The organism is Actinomyces oris, assembly GCF_001937665.1.
Classification (GTDB): Bacteria; Actinomycetota; Actinomycetes; order Actinomycetales; family Actinomycetaceae; genus Actinomyces; species Actinomyces stomatis.
Genome location: NZ_MSKL01000028.1, coordinates 32182 through 47809, shown reverse-complemented (window position 1 = coordinate 47809; position 15628 = coordinate 32182). Strand labels below are relative to the sequence as shown.

Genomic DNA, 15628 nt, shown 5'->3' with positions numbered 1-15628 from the left:
CCGCCGTGTCCGCCACTGAGACTGCCGTGGCCTGACCGGGTGCCCCACGAAAGGATGTCATCCGTGACCTATACCACCATTGTCGCCGGAGTCGGCGATGTCGAGGCGAACACCCACGTCATCGATCGCGCCTGCGAGATGGCTCGCCTGTGCGACGCCGCTCTTCTCCTCGTCGCCGGCTTCGACCCCGTCTCGGCGCGGGACAAGGCTCGCATCAACGAGTTTGCCCCCGTCGCCGATGTGCGGGTCGGGCTCACCGAGGACCAGGCCTACGCCGTCGTCGAGAAGGCGCGTGATACCGCCGTTGAGCGCGGCGTCGCCCTCGCCCAGGGCGTCGTCGTCGAGGGCACGGCGGTCGATGCCGTCACCCTCGTCACCTTGGAGACCGAGGCGGACCTCGTCATCGTCGGATCCAAAGGCGTCGATTCGCTGTTCGGCCGCGTCTTCGGAGCCGTCTCCGTCCAGGTGCTCCGCAAGTCGAAGTGCGACGTCCTCGTCGTCGTTCCCTAGTCGCCGGATAGACGTCGGACGCACGCGTCGGATCCTGCGCGATCGGACCGGCGGCGGATGCCCGCCACGCGGAAGTGTGGCGGGCATCCGCCGCTATGTTTTGAGGTTCTTCTTGTGTGAGGGCGTGGTCGGGGTGAGCGGGTGCCGGTGGTTCGGCGTCTCGGGGTCCTGCGCGGGCCGGGCCTGTCCATCGTGCGCACCCCCGACGGCGGGGGAGGCGGCTCCATGGCCGGCGCCCGCCGCTCCCCGGGCCTCTACGGACTGGCGGCCTTCTGGGTCTTCGGGGCGGGGGAGGGCGCCTACGCTGCCACCGGTCACGACGACTACTCCCGCACTGCCTGGTTCTCCGCCCTCGACGCCGACCTGGGGCGCCCGCTGGGACGGCCCCGGAGGACCTCAGGAGCCTGGGTGCGCGAGTTCGAGGGCGGCCTGGCTGCCGTCGTGCTCAGCGGGGAGGAGAAGGCGACGCTGGAGCTGCCCGCCGGCCTGGTCCTGCCCGGCCCCACCGGGGCGCCCGACGGCGAGCCCCTGTCCACCCGCATCACCCTGCCGGGACACACCGGCCTGCTGGCGCTGCGCCCTTAAGCCCCGGGGCCGGCCGGCGCAGCCCTGTTCGCGGCTGGATGAGTCACCTGCAACATGGGACCGAAGTCACATAGAGTGCTTCGTGTGCGCCTGCGCGTGCACGGAGTCCCTAGTTCCACAAGAACCGAAAGAGGCAAGGATGCCCAAGTACGTGTACCGCTTCAGCGAGGGTGACAAGGACCAGAAGGACCTCCTGGGAGGCAAGGGAGCGAACCTGGCGGAGATGACCCGGCTGGATCTCCCCGTTCCCCCCGGCTTCACCATCACCACCGACGCCTGTCGCGCCTACCTGGCCAGCGGCGAGGTCCCCGAGGAGCTCTCGGTTCAGGTCACCACCGCTCTGCGTGGAGTCGAGGAGGAGCTGGGGCGCGAGCTCGGCGCCGCCGAGGACCCCCTGCTCGTCTCGGTGCGAAGCGGCGCCAAGTTCTCCATGCCCGGCATGATGGAGACCGTCCTCAACATCGGCCTCAACGACGTCTCCGTCAAGGGACTGGCCGCCGCCAGCTCCGACGAGCGCTTCGCCTGGGACTCCTACCGCCGCCTCATCCAGATGTTCGGCAAGACCGTCCTGGATATCGACGGCGACCACTTCTCCGACGCCCTGGACGCCAAGAAGGACGCGCGGGGCGTCTCCATGGACTATGAGCTCCCCGTGGACGCCCTCCAGGAGCTGGTGGAGGAGTACAAGGCCATCGTCAAGGAGCACGCGGGCATCGACTTCCCGCAGGATCCCCGCTCCCAGCTGGACATGGCCACCGAGGCCGTCTTCCGCTCCTGGAACACCGAGCGCGCCCACATCTACCGCCGCCGCGAGAAGATCCCGCACGACCTGGGCACCGCGGTCAACGTGTGCACCATGGTGTTCGGCAACATGGGGGAGACCTCGGGCACCGGCGTGTGCTTCACCCGCGACCCCTCCACCGGGCGCACCGGTGTCTACGGCGACTACCTCGTCAACGCCCAGGGCGAGGACGTCGTCGCCGGCATCCGCAACACCCTGTCCCTGGCCGACCTCGAGCGCCTGGACAAGGCCTCCTACGACGAGCTGCGCTCCATCATGCGCCGCCTGGAGACCCACTACCGCGACCTGTGCGACATCGAGTTCACCATCGAGCGCGGCAAGCTGTGGATGCTCCAGACCCGCGTGGGCAAGCGCACCGCCGCGGCCGCCTTCCGTGTGGCCACCCAGCTCGTGGACGAAAAGCTCATCACTATGGACGAGGCCCTCACGCGCGTCTCCGGCGAGCAGCTCACCCAGCTGATGTTCCCCCAGTTCGACGACGACTCCAGCCGCGACCTGCTCACCCGCGCCATGGCCGCCTCCCCGGGCGCCGCCGTGGGCTACATCGCCTTCGACAACGACGAGGCCGTCTCCCGCGCCGAGAAGGGCGACTCCGTCATCCTCGTGCGCCGCGAGACCAACCCCGACGACCTGCCCGGCATGGTCGCGGCCGCCGGCGTCCTCACGGCCCGCGGCGGCAAGACCAGCCACGCCGCCGTCGTCGCCCGTGGCATGGGCAAGACCTGCGTGTGCGGCGCCGAGGCCCTCGAGGTCGACTCCGCCGGCAAGACCCTGCGCATCGCGGGGCGCGAGGAAGTCCTCACCAGTGAGGACATCATCGCCATCGACGGCACCACCGGCGAGGTCTTCCTCGGTGAGGTCGGCGTCGTCGACTCCCCGGTCATGACCTACCTGCGTCGTGGCCTGGACGAGGCGCTCAAGGCGGCCGGAGACGACGACACCCGCGAGCTCGTCACCGCCGTGGACCGCCTCATGCGCCACGCCGATGCGGTCCGCCGCCTCGAGGTGCGCGCCAACGCCGACACCCCCGACGACGCCCGCCACGCCATCCACCGCGGCGCCCAGGGCGTGGGCCTGTGCCGCACCGAGCACATGTTCCTGGGCGAGCGCAAGCAGTTCGTCCAGAACCTCATCCTGGCCTCCTCCGACGCCGAGCGCGAGGCCGCCCTGGCCGCTCTCCTGCCGCTGCAGAAGGGCGACTTCATCCAGATGTTCGAGACGATGAACGGCAAGCCCATGACGGTGCGCCTCATCGACCCGCCGCTGCACGAGTTCCTGCCGGACCTGACCGAGCTGAGCGTCAAGGTGGCCGTCGACCGCGAGCGCGGCGAGCTGGACCCTGCCGACGAGGAGCTCCTGGCCGTGGTGCGCAAGAACCACGAGGCCAACCCGATGCTCGGCCTGCGCGGGGTCCGCCTGCTGCTGACCATGCCGGGCCTCATCGAGCTCCAGGTGCGCGCCATCGCCGAGGCCGCCGTCGAGCGCCTCAAGGCCGGCGGCGACCCGCACCCCGAGATCATGATCCCGCTCATCGGGTCGGTGCGTGAGCTCCAGCTGGCGCGCGAGCGCGTGGAGCACGTGCTGCAGGAGGTCTCCCAGGCCTCCGGCTACGCCCTCGACTTCCCGGTGGGCTGCATGATCGAGCTGCCGCGCGCTGCCGTCACCGCCGCCCACGTCGCCGAGGAGGCCGACTTCTTCTCCTTCGGCACCAACGACCTGACCCAGACCACCTGGGGCTTCTCACGCGACGACGTCGAGGGCTCCTTCGTGGGCCACTACACCGACGACGGCATCTTCGGGGTCTCCCCCTTCGAGACCATCGACACCGACGGCGTGGGCGGCATGGTGCGCCTGGGCGTCGAGGGCGGCCGCTCCACCAAGCCGACGATGAAGATGGGCGTGTGCGGCGAGCACGGCGGGGATCCCGCGTCCATCGGCTTCTTCCACCGGGTGGGCCTGAACTACGTCTCCTGCTCGCCCTTCCGGGTGCCGGTGGCCCGCCTGGAGGCCGGGCGCGCGGCCGTCGCGGACAAGGCCGACTAGACCCGAGCAGGCCCGGGACGCGCTGAGAGGCCGCACCACCCTGGAGCCGGCCGGCTCAACCCCCCCCTGAGGGATGAGCCGGCCGGCTCCGGCGTCTGTACTGCGCGGCCCGCGCCGTGGTCCTGGTCGTGGGCGTCGGCCTCAGTCCCGGTTCATGAGCACCTGGGCGAAGCGCGCCGTCTGGGAGGGCTTGAGGTCGGGCAGGTAGGCCCGGGCGATGGCGATCCCCACCGTGGGCAGGTCCACCAGGTCGGGAACCGCCAGGTACATGGGCACCGCCCGCGGCTTGAACTTGCGCTTGTAGGCGTGCAGGGAGCCGAAGCCGTAGGCCGGCTCCAGCACGGAGGCCAGCAGGTTCAGGAGCCGGTCGAAGGGCGAGGAGGCGCCGCCGTCGGCCGGGGCGGAGCGGGTCAGCGGCGCCCCGGACAGGGAGAGGATCTCCAGGCCCTCGGCCTGGGCGTCCTGGGCGGCGCGCCCGATGAGGTACTCCATGACGGGGCGGAAACCGCCTTCGCGGCGTCGCATGAAGTCCAGGGTCAGGCCGATGACGCGTCCGTCTCGATAGACCGGCAGCCAGGAGGTGACGCCGTGGACGGTGCCGTCGGTGTCGACGGCCAGCAGCAGGCGCGTCTCGGCGTCGTCGAGCTCGGCCAGGCCGCCCAGGGTGAAGCCCATCTCCGGCAGCGGCTTATCACTGGCCCAGGCCTGGGAGATGGCCCGGATCTGGTCCCGCCGGCCGGCCGGGCAGTCGCGGAAGGTGGTCCACACCGCCTCAATGCCCTCCTTGTTGGCGTGGTTGAGGGCGGTGCGCACGTCCTGGTACGCCTTGCCGCGGAAGGCCAGGTCCGGCAGGTCCAGGACGGCCTCCTCGGCCACCTGCAGGATCGTCCAGCCCATGGCGCGGGCGGCCTCCATCGCCGGGGCGTGCACCGAGTACAGGGCCGGGATGAGTCCGGCGTCGGTGGCGAAGTCGGCGAAGTCCCGCACCGCCTGGTCCACATCGGTGTCGTCTGCGGCGGGGTCCCCGACCGTCAGGGCGACGTCGCGGCTGGGCCGGTAGGAGAAGCCGGCCGTGCCCGCCTCGTTGACCCAGGCCTCGTTGCCCTCCCAGGTGAGCATCCACCCCAGGGTCCCGGCGCCGCGGCTGCGCACAAGGTTAACGAGCTCCTCCCGGTCGGAGACCTGGGTGCGGGCGGGAGCGGACTGAGCCAGCCACACCCACAGGATCGTCAGGAGCCACACCAGGACCGGCACCCAGGCGGTGAGCAGGTAGGCCACGGGGGTCAGGGGCTCGACGATCAGACCCACGATGCCGCCGGTACTCACGGGCAGCAGGTAGGACACGTAGGTCTCCAGCAGGGCGGGCCAGGTCGCGTAGGGGGAGAAGTTCTGAGACATGAGCAGGCCCCCGACGACGGTCAGGGCCGCCCCACCGAGGAGGGTCAGGGCCCAGGCGATGACGGCGCGGCGAATGACGCCGGGGCGCGACCCCAGGGTGAATCGGCTTCTTGTCCACACGACGAGGCTGATGACCACGATGTTGAGCAGCAGCGGAACCAGCAGGTGCCCAGAGCGCAGCCAGCTGTCCAGGAGCCGGGCCGTGGTGGGACCGGACTCGGGCGACTGCTCGCCGATCTTCTCCACCAGGGCGAACAGGGCCGCGCACATCCCCAGGAATATCTGCAGGGCGATGGTGCCCTGGGCCGCTGAGCGGCGCCCACGGCGCAGACCGTCGGCCAGGACCAGCTGCAGGAGTGCCGGCATGCACATCAGGAGCTGCTCGACGGGGTAGATGACGGCGTCCTTGGGCAGGATGGCTGGGGTGAGCCCGTAGCGGGCATCGGCCAGGGGGCCGGCGGCGTTGCTCACCACCGCCAGGGCGCAGCTCACGGCCCAGCAGGCCACCAGGAAGGCCACGAGCTCGCGCTCTACGCGCCGGGGCAGCTCCTGGGAGGGAGCCGTCTGCTGCCCGCGTTCCAGGATGATGCCCATGATGAGGCCGATGACGCCGGCTCCGAGTCGGGCCAGGGCGCCCACGGTTCCGGTCACCGCGGCCGAGACGACGAGGACGGCGAACATCGCCAGACGCGTGCGACGCCGCCAGGACGGGCGCATGACGCTGGTGGAGGCCGCCACCAGGCCGGCGGTGGGCAGGCTGATGCCCTGGATCGGGGCGTGGATGAGGTAGGGCGACCAGGTGTCCCACACGCGACCGATGAGGGGGTAGAGCGCCTGAGCCAGGACGATCCCCCCGGCGGAGGACACGGCGGCGGTGGCCAGCCACCGTCGCGTGCCCAGGAGCCGCTCCAGCAGCACGCCGATGGACAGCAGCATGAGGCTGCCGCTCAGCGGCAACAGGTGACCGGGGACCGCCCAGGCGGTCAACAGGGTCCACACCCGCTGGGGCCGGTGGATGTAGGCGGACAGGGCGATCTGCCCCTGGGGCCCCCAGGGCAGGAGGACGATCCCGATGATGAGGGTCAGTGCGGCGCAGGTGGTCGCTGCCGGCGCGGGGGCCAGCCAGGCGCGTGCGGCCCGCCAGCCTCGGTGTGCGTAGGTGCGCAGACGCGAGGGCTGCGGCGCGGGGGCCGCCGGCGAGGATGACGGTGATGGGGCGGAGGAGGACGCCGGGCAGGGCGCGATCTCGGGTGCGTCCGGGGGAGTCGTGGTGGACGAGACCGACGGCATGAACGCTCCTCAGACGGTAGGTGATGGGAGGTTGGTGATGCGATAGAGGATGGCAGGGCTCCCCGCCGGGAGCCGACCAGCCGACATTCTTGTCCACTTCTCGGGCATCCTCATCCACCTCGAGGTGGATGCAACCATGAGACCGGTCTCTCCAAGGATCGGGGATAACCCTCGGAGATAACCTTGATCTGGCCGTGCTCCCACGGTTTTCTCACTGCGTGCGGGCCGATGTGATGGGTCGGCGGCCCACTCATTGTTGCTGTCATGAGATAGTCTGCCGTGTGCTGGCGGTCGTGACAGGATGGCTGGGCACCGTGTTCGTGGGCGACTCGACTGTGAGCCGGCCATGCGCGTGTCCACCTGTGCTGGGGGCCATCGCGGAGCAGGACGACGAGGAAAGGCGGCCCCATCCATGGCCATGTACGAGCTCGACGGCAACCACCTCCTGCCCGTGCGCCTGGGTCGCTCCGCTGACACCATCACCCTGTCCCACAGTCTGGTCGCCATCCAGCGGCAGATCGTCGATGTCCTGCGCCGTCCGCTCTTCCCCCTGTCATGGGAGGAGGTCGATGCCGGAGCGAGCCTGACCGCCCTGGACGCCACTGGGCAGGTCGTCGTCGTCGAGGTCCTGGAGAGCGTCGACTCCACGGGGCTGCTGGCCGCCATGTCGCGGCTGACCCAGGCCGCTACCGCGGGCCGCCGTGAGATCGCCAGCAGGTACGCGGGCGGGCTGGGGGCCTTCAGCCAGGACTGGAACGAGTTCCGCGAGGCGATGCCCGCTCAGGTCGAGGCCGGCCCGCGTCTGACCATCCTGAGTGCCGCCCTGGAGCCCGACGTCGTCGGAGGGCTGGGAGTGCTGTCCTCCTCCGGGTTGGAGATCCACGAGGTGGACGTTCGCATCGTGGACGAGTCCCGCATCGTCGTCGTGGTGGAGAAGATCTCCGGGATGGACGTGGCTGCCGGGGGGCCGCTGCTCGTGGCCCGTGCGCCCCGCCCGGCCCTGGCCGGCTCCGCCGGTCCGGCCAGTACCGCCTCCGCCGGCTCGCGTGCCATCGATGTCACTGAGCAGGCCGAGCACATGAGCCCGGTCACCGGCCCCATCGAGATCGTCATGCCCTCAGAGCCGGCGCACGCCCCCGACGCGGAGGGTGCCGAAGACAGCAGCGCCGCTATTCCGGCAGGAGCCTTCGCCGCGACGGGGGCCGCCGATGCGCTCTCCGAGCTGTTCGAGCCGGTGGCCGTGACCGCCGAGCAGCCCCAGGTGCACGAGCCGCCCGCCCAGGGCGGGGACGAGCCCCGGCCCGAGAACCCCGGCGAGGTGGGCGACACCCAGCCTGCCGGGAAGGCGGCGTCCGAACCGGATGAAGGCGCCGCCGACGGCCCCGCTGACGACTCCCACGCCCCTGTCGCCCCCGCTCAGAGCCCGGCCAAGGACACCACCGACGACACCGCGCCCGATGCTGCCCACGGCGCTGAGGGCGACCATAAGGCCACGGGGAGCCGGCCTGATCCGGGCCCGGAGAGCTTCGCCGGCGCCTCCCAGGCTCCGGCTGCATCCGATCCCACGGACGGCCCCGGTGACTCCAACCACGACGGTGGCGCCCCCAACGCTGCCGGAAGCGCCGGTCACGTCGGTCAGGATCTGGCCGACATCCTCAGCGGCGACACTGTGACCGTTCCCGCCGTCGTCGACCTGGGTGACGAGCCCGCCGGCGCCGGTCGCGGAGGCCGACCCGACTTCCCCGATGACTCCAGCGTCGAGGAGCGGGCAGTAGCCGCCCTGGCCGGAGGTGTCGACATCCTCGGCGGGAGCAGCCTGTCCGGGGGGAGCGGCTCAGCGGCGTCGGCCGGCTCGGCGCCTTCCGCCGCTCCGCTCGGCGCCACTTCCGACGAGACGCTCGATGCCGCAGGAGTCCCGCAGACCGGTCATGCCCTGAACGACCTCGATCCGCGCACCCGCATGGGACGGCGCTCGCGGGCGGCGCACGCTCAGCCGGACGCCTCCTCTGCCGCGCCCGGCTCGCAGGCCGACGCCTCGCCCGACTCCCACAACGGCGGGCCCACGGTGCGGGCCGCGGAGGCATGGTCCACCGTGGCCCCCAACGAAGCCCGCCCGGAGGCGCCCACCGGCGCGGTGCCGCTCGTGTCCTGGGAGCCGCTGCGCGGGTCGGCCGACGCCCTCGACCCTGTGGCCGAGGCGCTGGGCGGTGACCCCTCGAAGTCCCTCCTGGTCCAGGAGACCGCGGAGCTGGCGGCCGTGGCGGCCTCACTCGGCAAACCGACCCAGCTCGTCTGGCAGCGGCTGCGCCGAGGCATCTACCACGAGGCGACCCTGTCGGTGGAGGGCGTCATCACCCTGTCCGACGGGCGTTCCTTCACCGACCCGACGTCGGCCGCCAACGCCGCCCAGGCCGTTACCGACGCCGACGGCTGGCGCGTGTGGCGCGTAGGGGTGCACGGCGCCCACCTGGGGGACCTCCGCGACGACTTGGCCGACCGCAGCTTCTGAAATCCCCCTGGCCCTGAACCTGACTGTCCGGTCGGCTCGTCCGTGCGGTCGAGTCCCTTACGTCGTAGGTCGTAAACCACCTGACATCCTGCGCCCGTAGAGGAGAGCCGCCCGATGCCGCGAGGCTGGAGGTGGCTCGCGGCTTTCCCGATCACGCGGGCCGGGGAGATGAACATGAACGCGACGCGCAGCATGACGCGCAACGTGACGCGTAGGGCCATGGCCCTGGTCGTGGTGGCCCTGTTGGCCTCACTGTCCCTACTGACCGCTTGTGGGTCGACGTCGTCGTCGGCCAGTTTGCCGCCGCGTGAGCCGCCTGCGGGGAAGCATCAGCTCACGACCGAGGACGTCAACGCATGGCTGGACGGGAAACTGCCCGATGCCTTGAAGAACGGGGATATCCCGGGTGCTGTGGTGTCGGTGGTCAAGGACGGGCAGGTGGTGACGACTCGTGGTTACGGCTGGGCTGACACAGGTGCCTCGGGCGGTCAGCCGGTGGCCGTGGACCCACAGAAGTCTCTCTTCCGGGTGGCCTCGATCTCCAAGATTCCGACCTCCATCGCGGCGATGCAGCTGGTGGAGCAGGGCAAAGTGGATCTCGACGCCGATATCAGTGCCTACCTGGACTTCGAGATCGAGCGGCGCTTCGATGAGCCCCTGACCCTGCGCAACCTCCTGACTCACTCGGCGGGCTTCGAGGAGAGCATCCGGATGGCTCAGGACGAGACGGACCTGGAGGCCTACGTCAAGACCAATCCGCCGGTGCAGGTCTTCGAGCCGGGGACCACCCCGGGGTACTCCAACTACGGCATGGCCCTGGCCGGCTACATTGTGCAGCGGGTGAGTGGTCAGCCTTTTGAGGCCTATGTGCGTGAGCACGTCCTGGAGCCGGCGGGCATGACCTCCTCCACCTATGAGCAGCCCCTGTCCAAGGATATGGCCGGCTCCCTGGGCCCGGGCCACACCTCCACGGGTGAGGAGGTCCCCTTCGAGCTCATGGGTGACTTCCCGGCCGGCTCGCTGACTGTCTCGGCTCCGGACTTCGCGGCCTTCATGAACGCTCAGCTGAGTCGCTCGCCCAAGCTGTTGCGTGAGGAGACCTGGGAGCAGATGTGGTCCCCCGGGCTGGGGGAGGAGCGGCTCGGCAACCGGGCCAAGGCCGGGGAGATGGGTCTGGGCTACTTCGATCTCTCCCGTCACGGCCGGCGAGTCGTGGGGCACGGCGGTGACATTGTGGGGTGGCACTCCCAGTTCGAGCTCTACCCCGAGGAGAGCACCGGCATCTTCATCTCCTACAACGGCGATGGTAACGACAGCGACTCCTCGAACAACCTGCGCGAGGACCTGGCTCAGGGCTTCGCCGACCGCTACTTCCCCGGCGAGACGGTCAAGGCATCCGGCAGCAAGGACTCCGCCGAGCGCGCCCGCCAGGTCGCCGGCTCCTATGTGCCCAGCAGAGTCCCGTGGGCCTCCTTCGCGGCGGCCTGGGTGCCGACTCTCTTCCCGGCAACGATCGAGCAGACGGGCGACGGGGGACTCAAGGACGGCAAGACTCAGTATGTCGAGGTCGAGCCCTGGGTCTGGCGGCAGGTCGACGGGCGCAGCGCCTTCGCCGCCCAGGTTGAGGACGGCAAGGTCGTCAGCCTCAGCCAGGGGCCGGCGCTGACCCTGATCCCCATGACGCCGGTTCAGCAGATGCTCGCTCCCGTGTTCGGCATCTGCCTGGTCCTGCTGCTGGTGGTGACGGTGGCCTGGCCGGTCGGGGCGCTGCGGCGCCGTCGGGCCCTCGCGCGGGGCCGGGAGGTCGACGCCCCGGCGTCGTGGCTGACCCGCGTGGCTCGGGGCGGCGGGGCCATGGCGCTGGCCTCCCAGGTCACCTGGATCGTGATACTCGTCGTCTTCGCAGCCGTTCAGTCTTCTATCGTGGGCTATGGCTCCCTTGCCTGGGTCGTCCCGGTGGTACGGGGCGCCCAGGTCCTCCAGGCCCTGGGCGTGGTGGCCGTCATCCCGGCAGCAGCCGACCTCGTGATGTCCCTGAGGCGCTGGGCGGGCTGGCGGCGAGTGGCCATGTCGTCCGTTCTCCTGGCGGCACTGGTGGCACTGGCCTGGTGGGCCTGGGCCGGCAACGCCCTGGTACCCAGGCTCGGACTGTGACCGGGGAACGTCGAGGCCTGTGCCCGTCGGCGACAATGCAGCTATGAGCCTGTCCGATCCCACCAGCTCGGTCCCGATCCGGCGCAACGACGTGCTGCTGGCTCTCACCTTCGCCGTGGTTCAGCCGGCCGTGGCGTTCCTTGCGAGCACCTCGGTGCCGGTCGGCCCTCGGCCGTGGTTCGCCGCGACGGCGATTCCGCTCGCGGCCGAGGGGCTGGCCCTCGTGCTGTGGCGCAGTCGCCCCCTGGTCTGTCAGGCGCTGGTGTGGTCGGCGGAGGTGGCGACATCATTGCTGCTTCCCGCGGGCTACGTCGCCAGCGGCTACGGCCAGCTCGTCGTGTCCTTCAGTATGGGGATGCGGTTTCCTCTGCGCCGAACGGCGCCTCTTCTGACCGCATTGTCCCTGGCATACTCGGCGGTTGACATCTGGCGACGATCCCCCGAGCCGTGGCAGCTGCACATGGTCAATGCCCTGGTGACGCTGGCGATCTACCTGGTGCCGATGCTGGGTGGGGTGGCACTGGCCAGCAGCCGCAGGTACGAGCACTCCCGCCAGGAGCTCCTCAGGCGCGAGCACGGCCGGCAGCTGGAGGTGGCCCTCATCCAGGAGCGCCGCCGCCTGGCCGGAGAGCTGCACGACGTCGCCGCCCACCACCTGGCCGGGATCGTCGTGCAGGCGGCCGCGCTCGAGCGACTGATCGACCGCGACCCGCAGACGGCCAGGGACGCGGTTCAGCAGCTGCGCCGACAGGCCAAGGAGACCCTTTCCGGGCTCCGCTCCGTGGTGGGCCTGCTGCGCAGTGACGAGGAGGTCGAGGAGTCCACACCCGGACTGCGCGACCTGCCTGAGTTGGTCGCCTCCACCCGGGCGCTCGGCGTCGACATTGACCTGTTCGACGATGGCCTTCTGGGTGACGAGCCGGGTGATGCGACCACCCACAGCACCTCCAGCGATGCGCCCTCGGGAGATACCGCCGCTCGCATACCGGTCCTGTCGCAGCGGGCCGACACCGCCGTTTTCCGGGTGGCGCAGCAGGCGATCAGCAACGCCCTGCAGCACGCTCCGGGAGCCCCGATCACGGTGGAGGTGAGACGTCTGGAGACCGCCCTCGAGCTGACCGTTCTCAACGGCCCGGCACACCGGGCCTCGACCGACCCCGGTGGCGGCACCGGCCTGACGGTCATGCGGGAACGGGCCGACGCCGTCGGCGGCTCGCTCCACGCCGGCCCGGTGGAGGGCGGAGGCTGGCGGGTACGGTTGGTCCTGCCGTTGGCCCGGGAGGAGGACGCGTGATCAGGGTAGTTCTGGTGGATGACCAGGCGGTGATCCGCGCCGGCTTCCGCATCCTGCTGGAGGAGAACGAGGACATCACGGTGGTGGGCGAGGCCTCCGGCGGCAGGGAGGCAGTGCGCGTGGTGCGCGCGACCCGGCCCGACGTCGTGTGCATGGACCTGCGGATGTCAGAGGGGGACGGCCTGACGGCCACGCGCCAGATCGTCTCCGAGCGGGAGGGCGGCACCCCGGCGGTCCTGGTCGTCACCACCTTCGACATGGACGCCGACGTCTTCGGCGCGCTGGAGGCCGGAGCGGACGGCTTCATCCTCAAGGACTGCGAGCCCGAGGAGCTGGTCGACGCCGTGCGCCGCCTGGCCTCCGGCTACGGCCTGGTGGACCAGAGCGTCACCCGGCGGGTGATCGCCGAGTTCGCCCGCCGCCAGGGCCGGGTCGAGAACCGAGAGGCGCTCGGTGTGCTCACCGAGCGGGAGCGCGAGGTCGTCCAGCTCCTGGCCGGCGGCATGTCGAATGCGGAGATCGCCGCCGAGCTCGTCGTCGAGACCAGCACGGTCAAGTCGCACCTGACGCGGATCCTGCCCAAGATCGGCGCCCGCGATCGGGTCCAGGCCGTCGTGTGGGCCTACCGCAACGGGCTGGCCTGAGCCGCCTGTCGGGCAGGGCTCAGCGCAGCACGTAGGCGGACATCCAGCGGCGCAAGGCGGAGAAGACCTGCTCTCGCACGGGAGGCTCGGACAGGGTGAGGTCGTGGACGCCGCCGGGGAAGCGGGCGATGGTCACCAGCTTGCCGAGCATGACGGCGCGACGGGCGGTGGCGTCGGCGTCGATGATCGTGTCCGCGCTGCGCGACTCCGGCGTCCACGTCACCCCGAGCCGGGTGGTGGCCGCGCCCATGGACAGCACCGGGCAGCGGATGTCCAGACCCTGGGCGACGCGGTTGTGGCCCTCCATGACGGCCTGGAGCCAGCCGACGCGCACGGGGGCTGAGGGCTTGATCGACCAGGCGGGGTTGATGTCCCAGCCGGTCACGTAGGGGTCGTCGGCCCAGGCGGGATCGGGCAGCTCGCCGTCGCGCTCGGTGACCCAGCCGTCAGCGATGGAGAAGACGCGCGCCGGGTCGACCCAGCCGTCGAGGATCGACATGCGCGGGTCGCGCAGCGCCAGGGTGCGCAGGACCGGGTCGCCGACGGTGCGCACGAGCTCGGAGCCCTGGAGCGAGAGCCAGGCGGAGTTGAGGACCAGGGCGCGCAGGGCCCCCGGGTGGCGATCGGCCCACAGGGCGGCGACGAGCCCGCCCGTGGAGTGGCCGGACAGGACGACCTCGGTCTCCCAGCCCTGGTCGGCGCGGATGGCGGACAGGGCCAGGCCCAGGTCCTCGTCGTACTCGGCCAGCGAGGTGCACCAGCCCAGCATCTGGCCCTCGCGCCAGGAGCGGCCGTAGCGGCGCAGGTCCAGGGCGTAGAAGGCGCCACCCAGGCGGGAGATCTCGCGGGCCAGGTGGGTCTGGAAGAAGTAGTCGTTCCAGCCGTGCAGGTAGAGGTAGATGAAGCGCGGGCTGGTGGGGGTGCCCGGCAGGGCGCCGGGGTCGAGGGCCGGTAGGTGGCGCACCAGGGTGGCGACGGCGCCGTCGTCCTCGTCGTCGGGCAGCAGCTCCAGGGTGCGGGCCTCGAAGCCCGGGCCCAGGAAGTCCGGTCCCCAGGCTTCCACCGGCGCGTGCTCGGTCGTTGCGTTCACACCCCCCATGATTCCACCGCTCGCTGGAAGGGGGCGCCAAGACGGAATTCTCACCCACCGACCGAAACTTCAGAAACGACCCGGAGCCGCGTCATTTTTGAAGTTTTTGTCGAAGTTGAGGTCACGTTGTCCCCGACGCGACCGGCGTCAGCCGGCGTGCTGGCCGATGAAGCGGAGGATCGTGTCCTCGACCTGGCGGCCGTGGCCGACGATGAGGTGACCGCCAGTGCGGAAGATCGCCGTCGTCAGCTCCGGGTACCGGTGCATGGAGGACTGCACGTGCCCCGCCGGGGGAGCGAAGTGCGCTACTCGGTCGTCCTGGGCGTGCAGGAGAAGGACGGGTGGCTTCAGCTCCTCGATCGGATAGTCCTCGAAGTGCACCGCCATGTCCCGGTTGGTGATCGAGGCGTCGATGTCGGCCCCCGTCCTGCGCTCGCAGAGGGGGAGCATGCCGTGGATGGTCTTGGGGTCCATGCCCAGGACGGGCCCGAAGAAGGGCGAGAGCAGCCACATGATCCAGTCGTGGTTCATGAGCGCCGGCGGTCCCATGTGGCCGGGCGGTCTGGAGGGCCGAGACGGCCAGGGCGCCGCCGAGCTCAAGAGGATGAGTCCTGTGACGCGCTCGGGGTGGTCCAGGGCGAAGCGGATGGCAGGGGTGCCGCCGGCCGACGCTCCGAGGACGAACACTCGCTCGATCCCCAGGTGATCGAGCAGCTCGGTGAAGACGGTGGCCTGGTCGGCCGGTGAGGCCTTGCCCAGCACAGTGCTGCCGGGGTAGCCGAAGCGCGACGGCGCGAGGATTCTGCAGTGCTCGGACAGGCTCCCGACGTTGTCGAGGGCCTGGTCGTATCCGCCGTACAGTCCGTGAACCGACAGGATCGTCTCGCAGTGACCGCCGCGGTCGGGGCCAGCGCCGCCTCCCGAGGGCTTCGGTCCGCAGTCGATGTAGGCGACGTCGCCGCGACTGAGTGCCATCCTTCGCACCGGGTGGGCGACCAGCCGCGCGCGGGCGGCGGCACGTGCTCGTCTCAGGCCGAGGGCCTGGGCAACACCGTAGATGACGGCCCCGGCGCCGATGAGTCCCACGGTGGGCAGTGCGCGTCTCATATCGGGCCCCTCATCATCCGGTCTCTGGGGCGGCGGCCGCTGTGGGCGGGGCGTCCACCGGCGTGTGCTCGCTCGTTGCGTTCACACCCCCATGATTCCACCGCTCGCTGGAAGAGACGCCAAGACGGAATTCTCACCCACCGACCAAAACTTCAGAAACGACCCGGAGCCGCGTCGTTTCTGAAGTTTTTGTCGAAGTGAG

General features: G+C 70.6%; 10 protein-coding genes. 7 read left to right on the top strand and 3 right to left on the bottom strand.

The annotated features are described in order from the left end of the window. The first annotated feature begins 63 nt into the window (after positions 1-63). The 3 genes from BKH28_RS11245 (at position 64) to ppdK (ending at position 3940) form a co-directional block, all read left to right on the top strand. Positions 64-510, top strand: a complete 447-nt coding sequence (locus BKH28_RS11245) for a universal stress protein (protein WP_075418876.1) — start codon at positions 64-66, stop codon at positions 508-510. Between the two features lie 147 nt (positions 511-657). After that, on the top strand, positions 658-1095 hold the full coding sequence (locus BKH28_RS11240; protein WP_225792351.1) for a putative glycoside hydrolase: 438 nt from the start codon (positions 658-660) through the stop codon (positions 1093-1095). 139 nt (positions 1096-1234) lie between these two features. Next, positions 1235-3940 carry a pyruvate, phosphate dikinase gene (gene ppdK / locus BKH28_RS11235; RefSeq protein WP_075418875.1) on the top strand — a complete coding sequence of 902 codons (2706 nt, stop codon included), beginning with the start codon at positions 1235-1237 and terminating at the stop codon, positions 3938-3940. A 141-nt stretch (positions 3941-4081) separates the two neighbouring features. Here the strand turns inward: ppdK and BKH28_RS11230 are convergent, their stop codons facing one another. Further along, entirely contained in the window at positions 4082-6628 is a 2547-nt protein-coding gene (locus tag BKH28_RS11230) for a bifunctional lysylphosphatidylglycerol flippase/synthetase MprF (RefSeq protein ID WP_075418874.1), read from the bottom strand. A gap of 412 nt (positions 6629-7040) precedes the next feature. Here BKH28_RS11230 and BKH28_RS13590 point away from each other — a divergent pair, with 412 nt between their 5' ends. The 4 genes from BKH28_RS13590 to BKH28_RS11210 all read left to right on the top strand — a co-directional run bounded on the left by BKH28_RS13590 (position 7041) and on the right by BKH28_RS11210 (position 13229). Continuing rightward, positions 7041-9137, top strand: a complete 2097-nt coding sequence (locus BKH28_RS13590) for a hypothetical protein (RefSeq protein ID WP_075418873.1) — start codon at positions 7041-7043, stop codon at positions 9135-9137. Positions 9138-9311: 174 nt separating this feature from the next. After that, positions 9312-11291, top strand: a complete 1980-nt coding sequence (locus tag BKH28_RS11220) for a serine hydrolase domain-containing protein (RefSeq protein WP_178388876.1) — start codon at positions 9312-9314, stop codon at positions 11289-11291. Between the two features lie 43 nt (positions 11292-11334). Then, on the top strand, positions 11335-12585 hold the full coding sequence (locus BKH28_RS11215; RefSeq protein WP_075418872.1) for a sensor histidine kinase: 1251 nt from the start codon (positions 11335-11337) through the stop codon (positions 12583-12585). Then, complete coding sequence (locus tag BKH28_RS11210) at positions 12582-13229, top strand: response regulator (RefSeq protein WP_075418871.1); 648 nt, start codon at positions 12582-12584, stop codon at positions 13227-13229. Before BKH28_RS11215 ends, BKH28_RS11210 begins: the two co-directional genes overlap by 4 nt. A gap of 19 nt (positions 13230-13248) precedes the next feature. On the opposite strand, the gene BKH28_RS11205 is transcribed toward BKH28_RS11210, so the two are convergent. Beyond that, complete coding sequence (locus tag BKH28_RS11205; RefSeq protein WP_178388875.1) at positions 13249-14319, bottom strand: alpha/beta hydrolase; 1071 nt, start codon at positions 14317-14319, stop codon at positions 13249-13251. A 147-nt stretch (positions 14320-14466) separates the two neighbouring features. Beyond that, complete coding sequence (locus BKH28_RS11200) at positions 14467-15426, bottom strand: alpha/beta fold hydrolase (RefSeq protein WP_075418869.1); 960 nt, start codon at positions 15424-15426, stop codon at positions 14467-14469. Between the last annotated feature and the right edge of the window lie 202 nt (positions 15427-15628).

Bases quoted from the DNA above. Each gene is read 5' to 3' on its own strand.
- ppdK (WP_075418875.1), top strand. From the start codon at position 1,235: ATGCCCAAGTACGTGTACCGCTTCAGCGAGGGTGACAAGGACCAGAAG.
- BKH28_RS11230 (WP_075418874.1), bottom strand. From the start codon at position 6,628: ATGCCGTCGGTCTCGTCCACCACGACTCCCCCGGACGCACCCGAGATC.
- BKH28_RS13590 (WP_075418873.1), top strand. From the start codon at position 7,041: ATGGCCATGTACGAGCTCGACGGCAACCACCTCCTGCCCGTGCGCCTG.
- BKH28_RS11220 (WP_178388876.1), top strand. From the start codon at position 9,312: ATGAACGCGACGCGCAGCATGACGCGCAACGTGACGCGTAGGGCCATG.
- BKH28_RS11215 (WP_075418872.1), top strand. From the start codon at position 11,335: ATGAGCCTGTCCGATCCCACCAGCTCGGTCCCGATCCGGCGCAACGAC.
- BKH28_RS11200 (WP_075418869.1), bottom strand. From the start codon at position 15,426: ATGAGACGCGCACTGCCCACCGTGGGACTCATCGGCGCCGGGGCCGTC.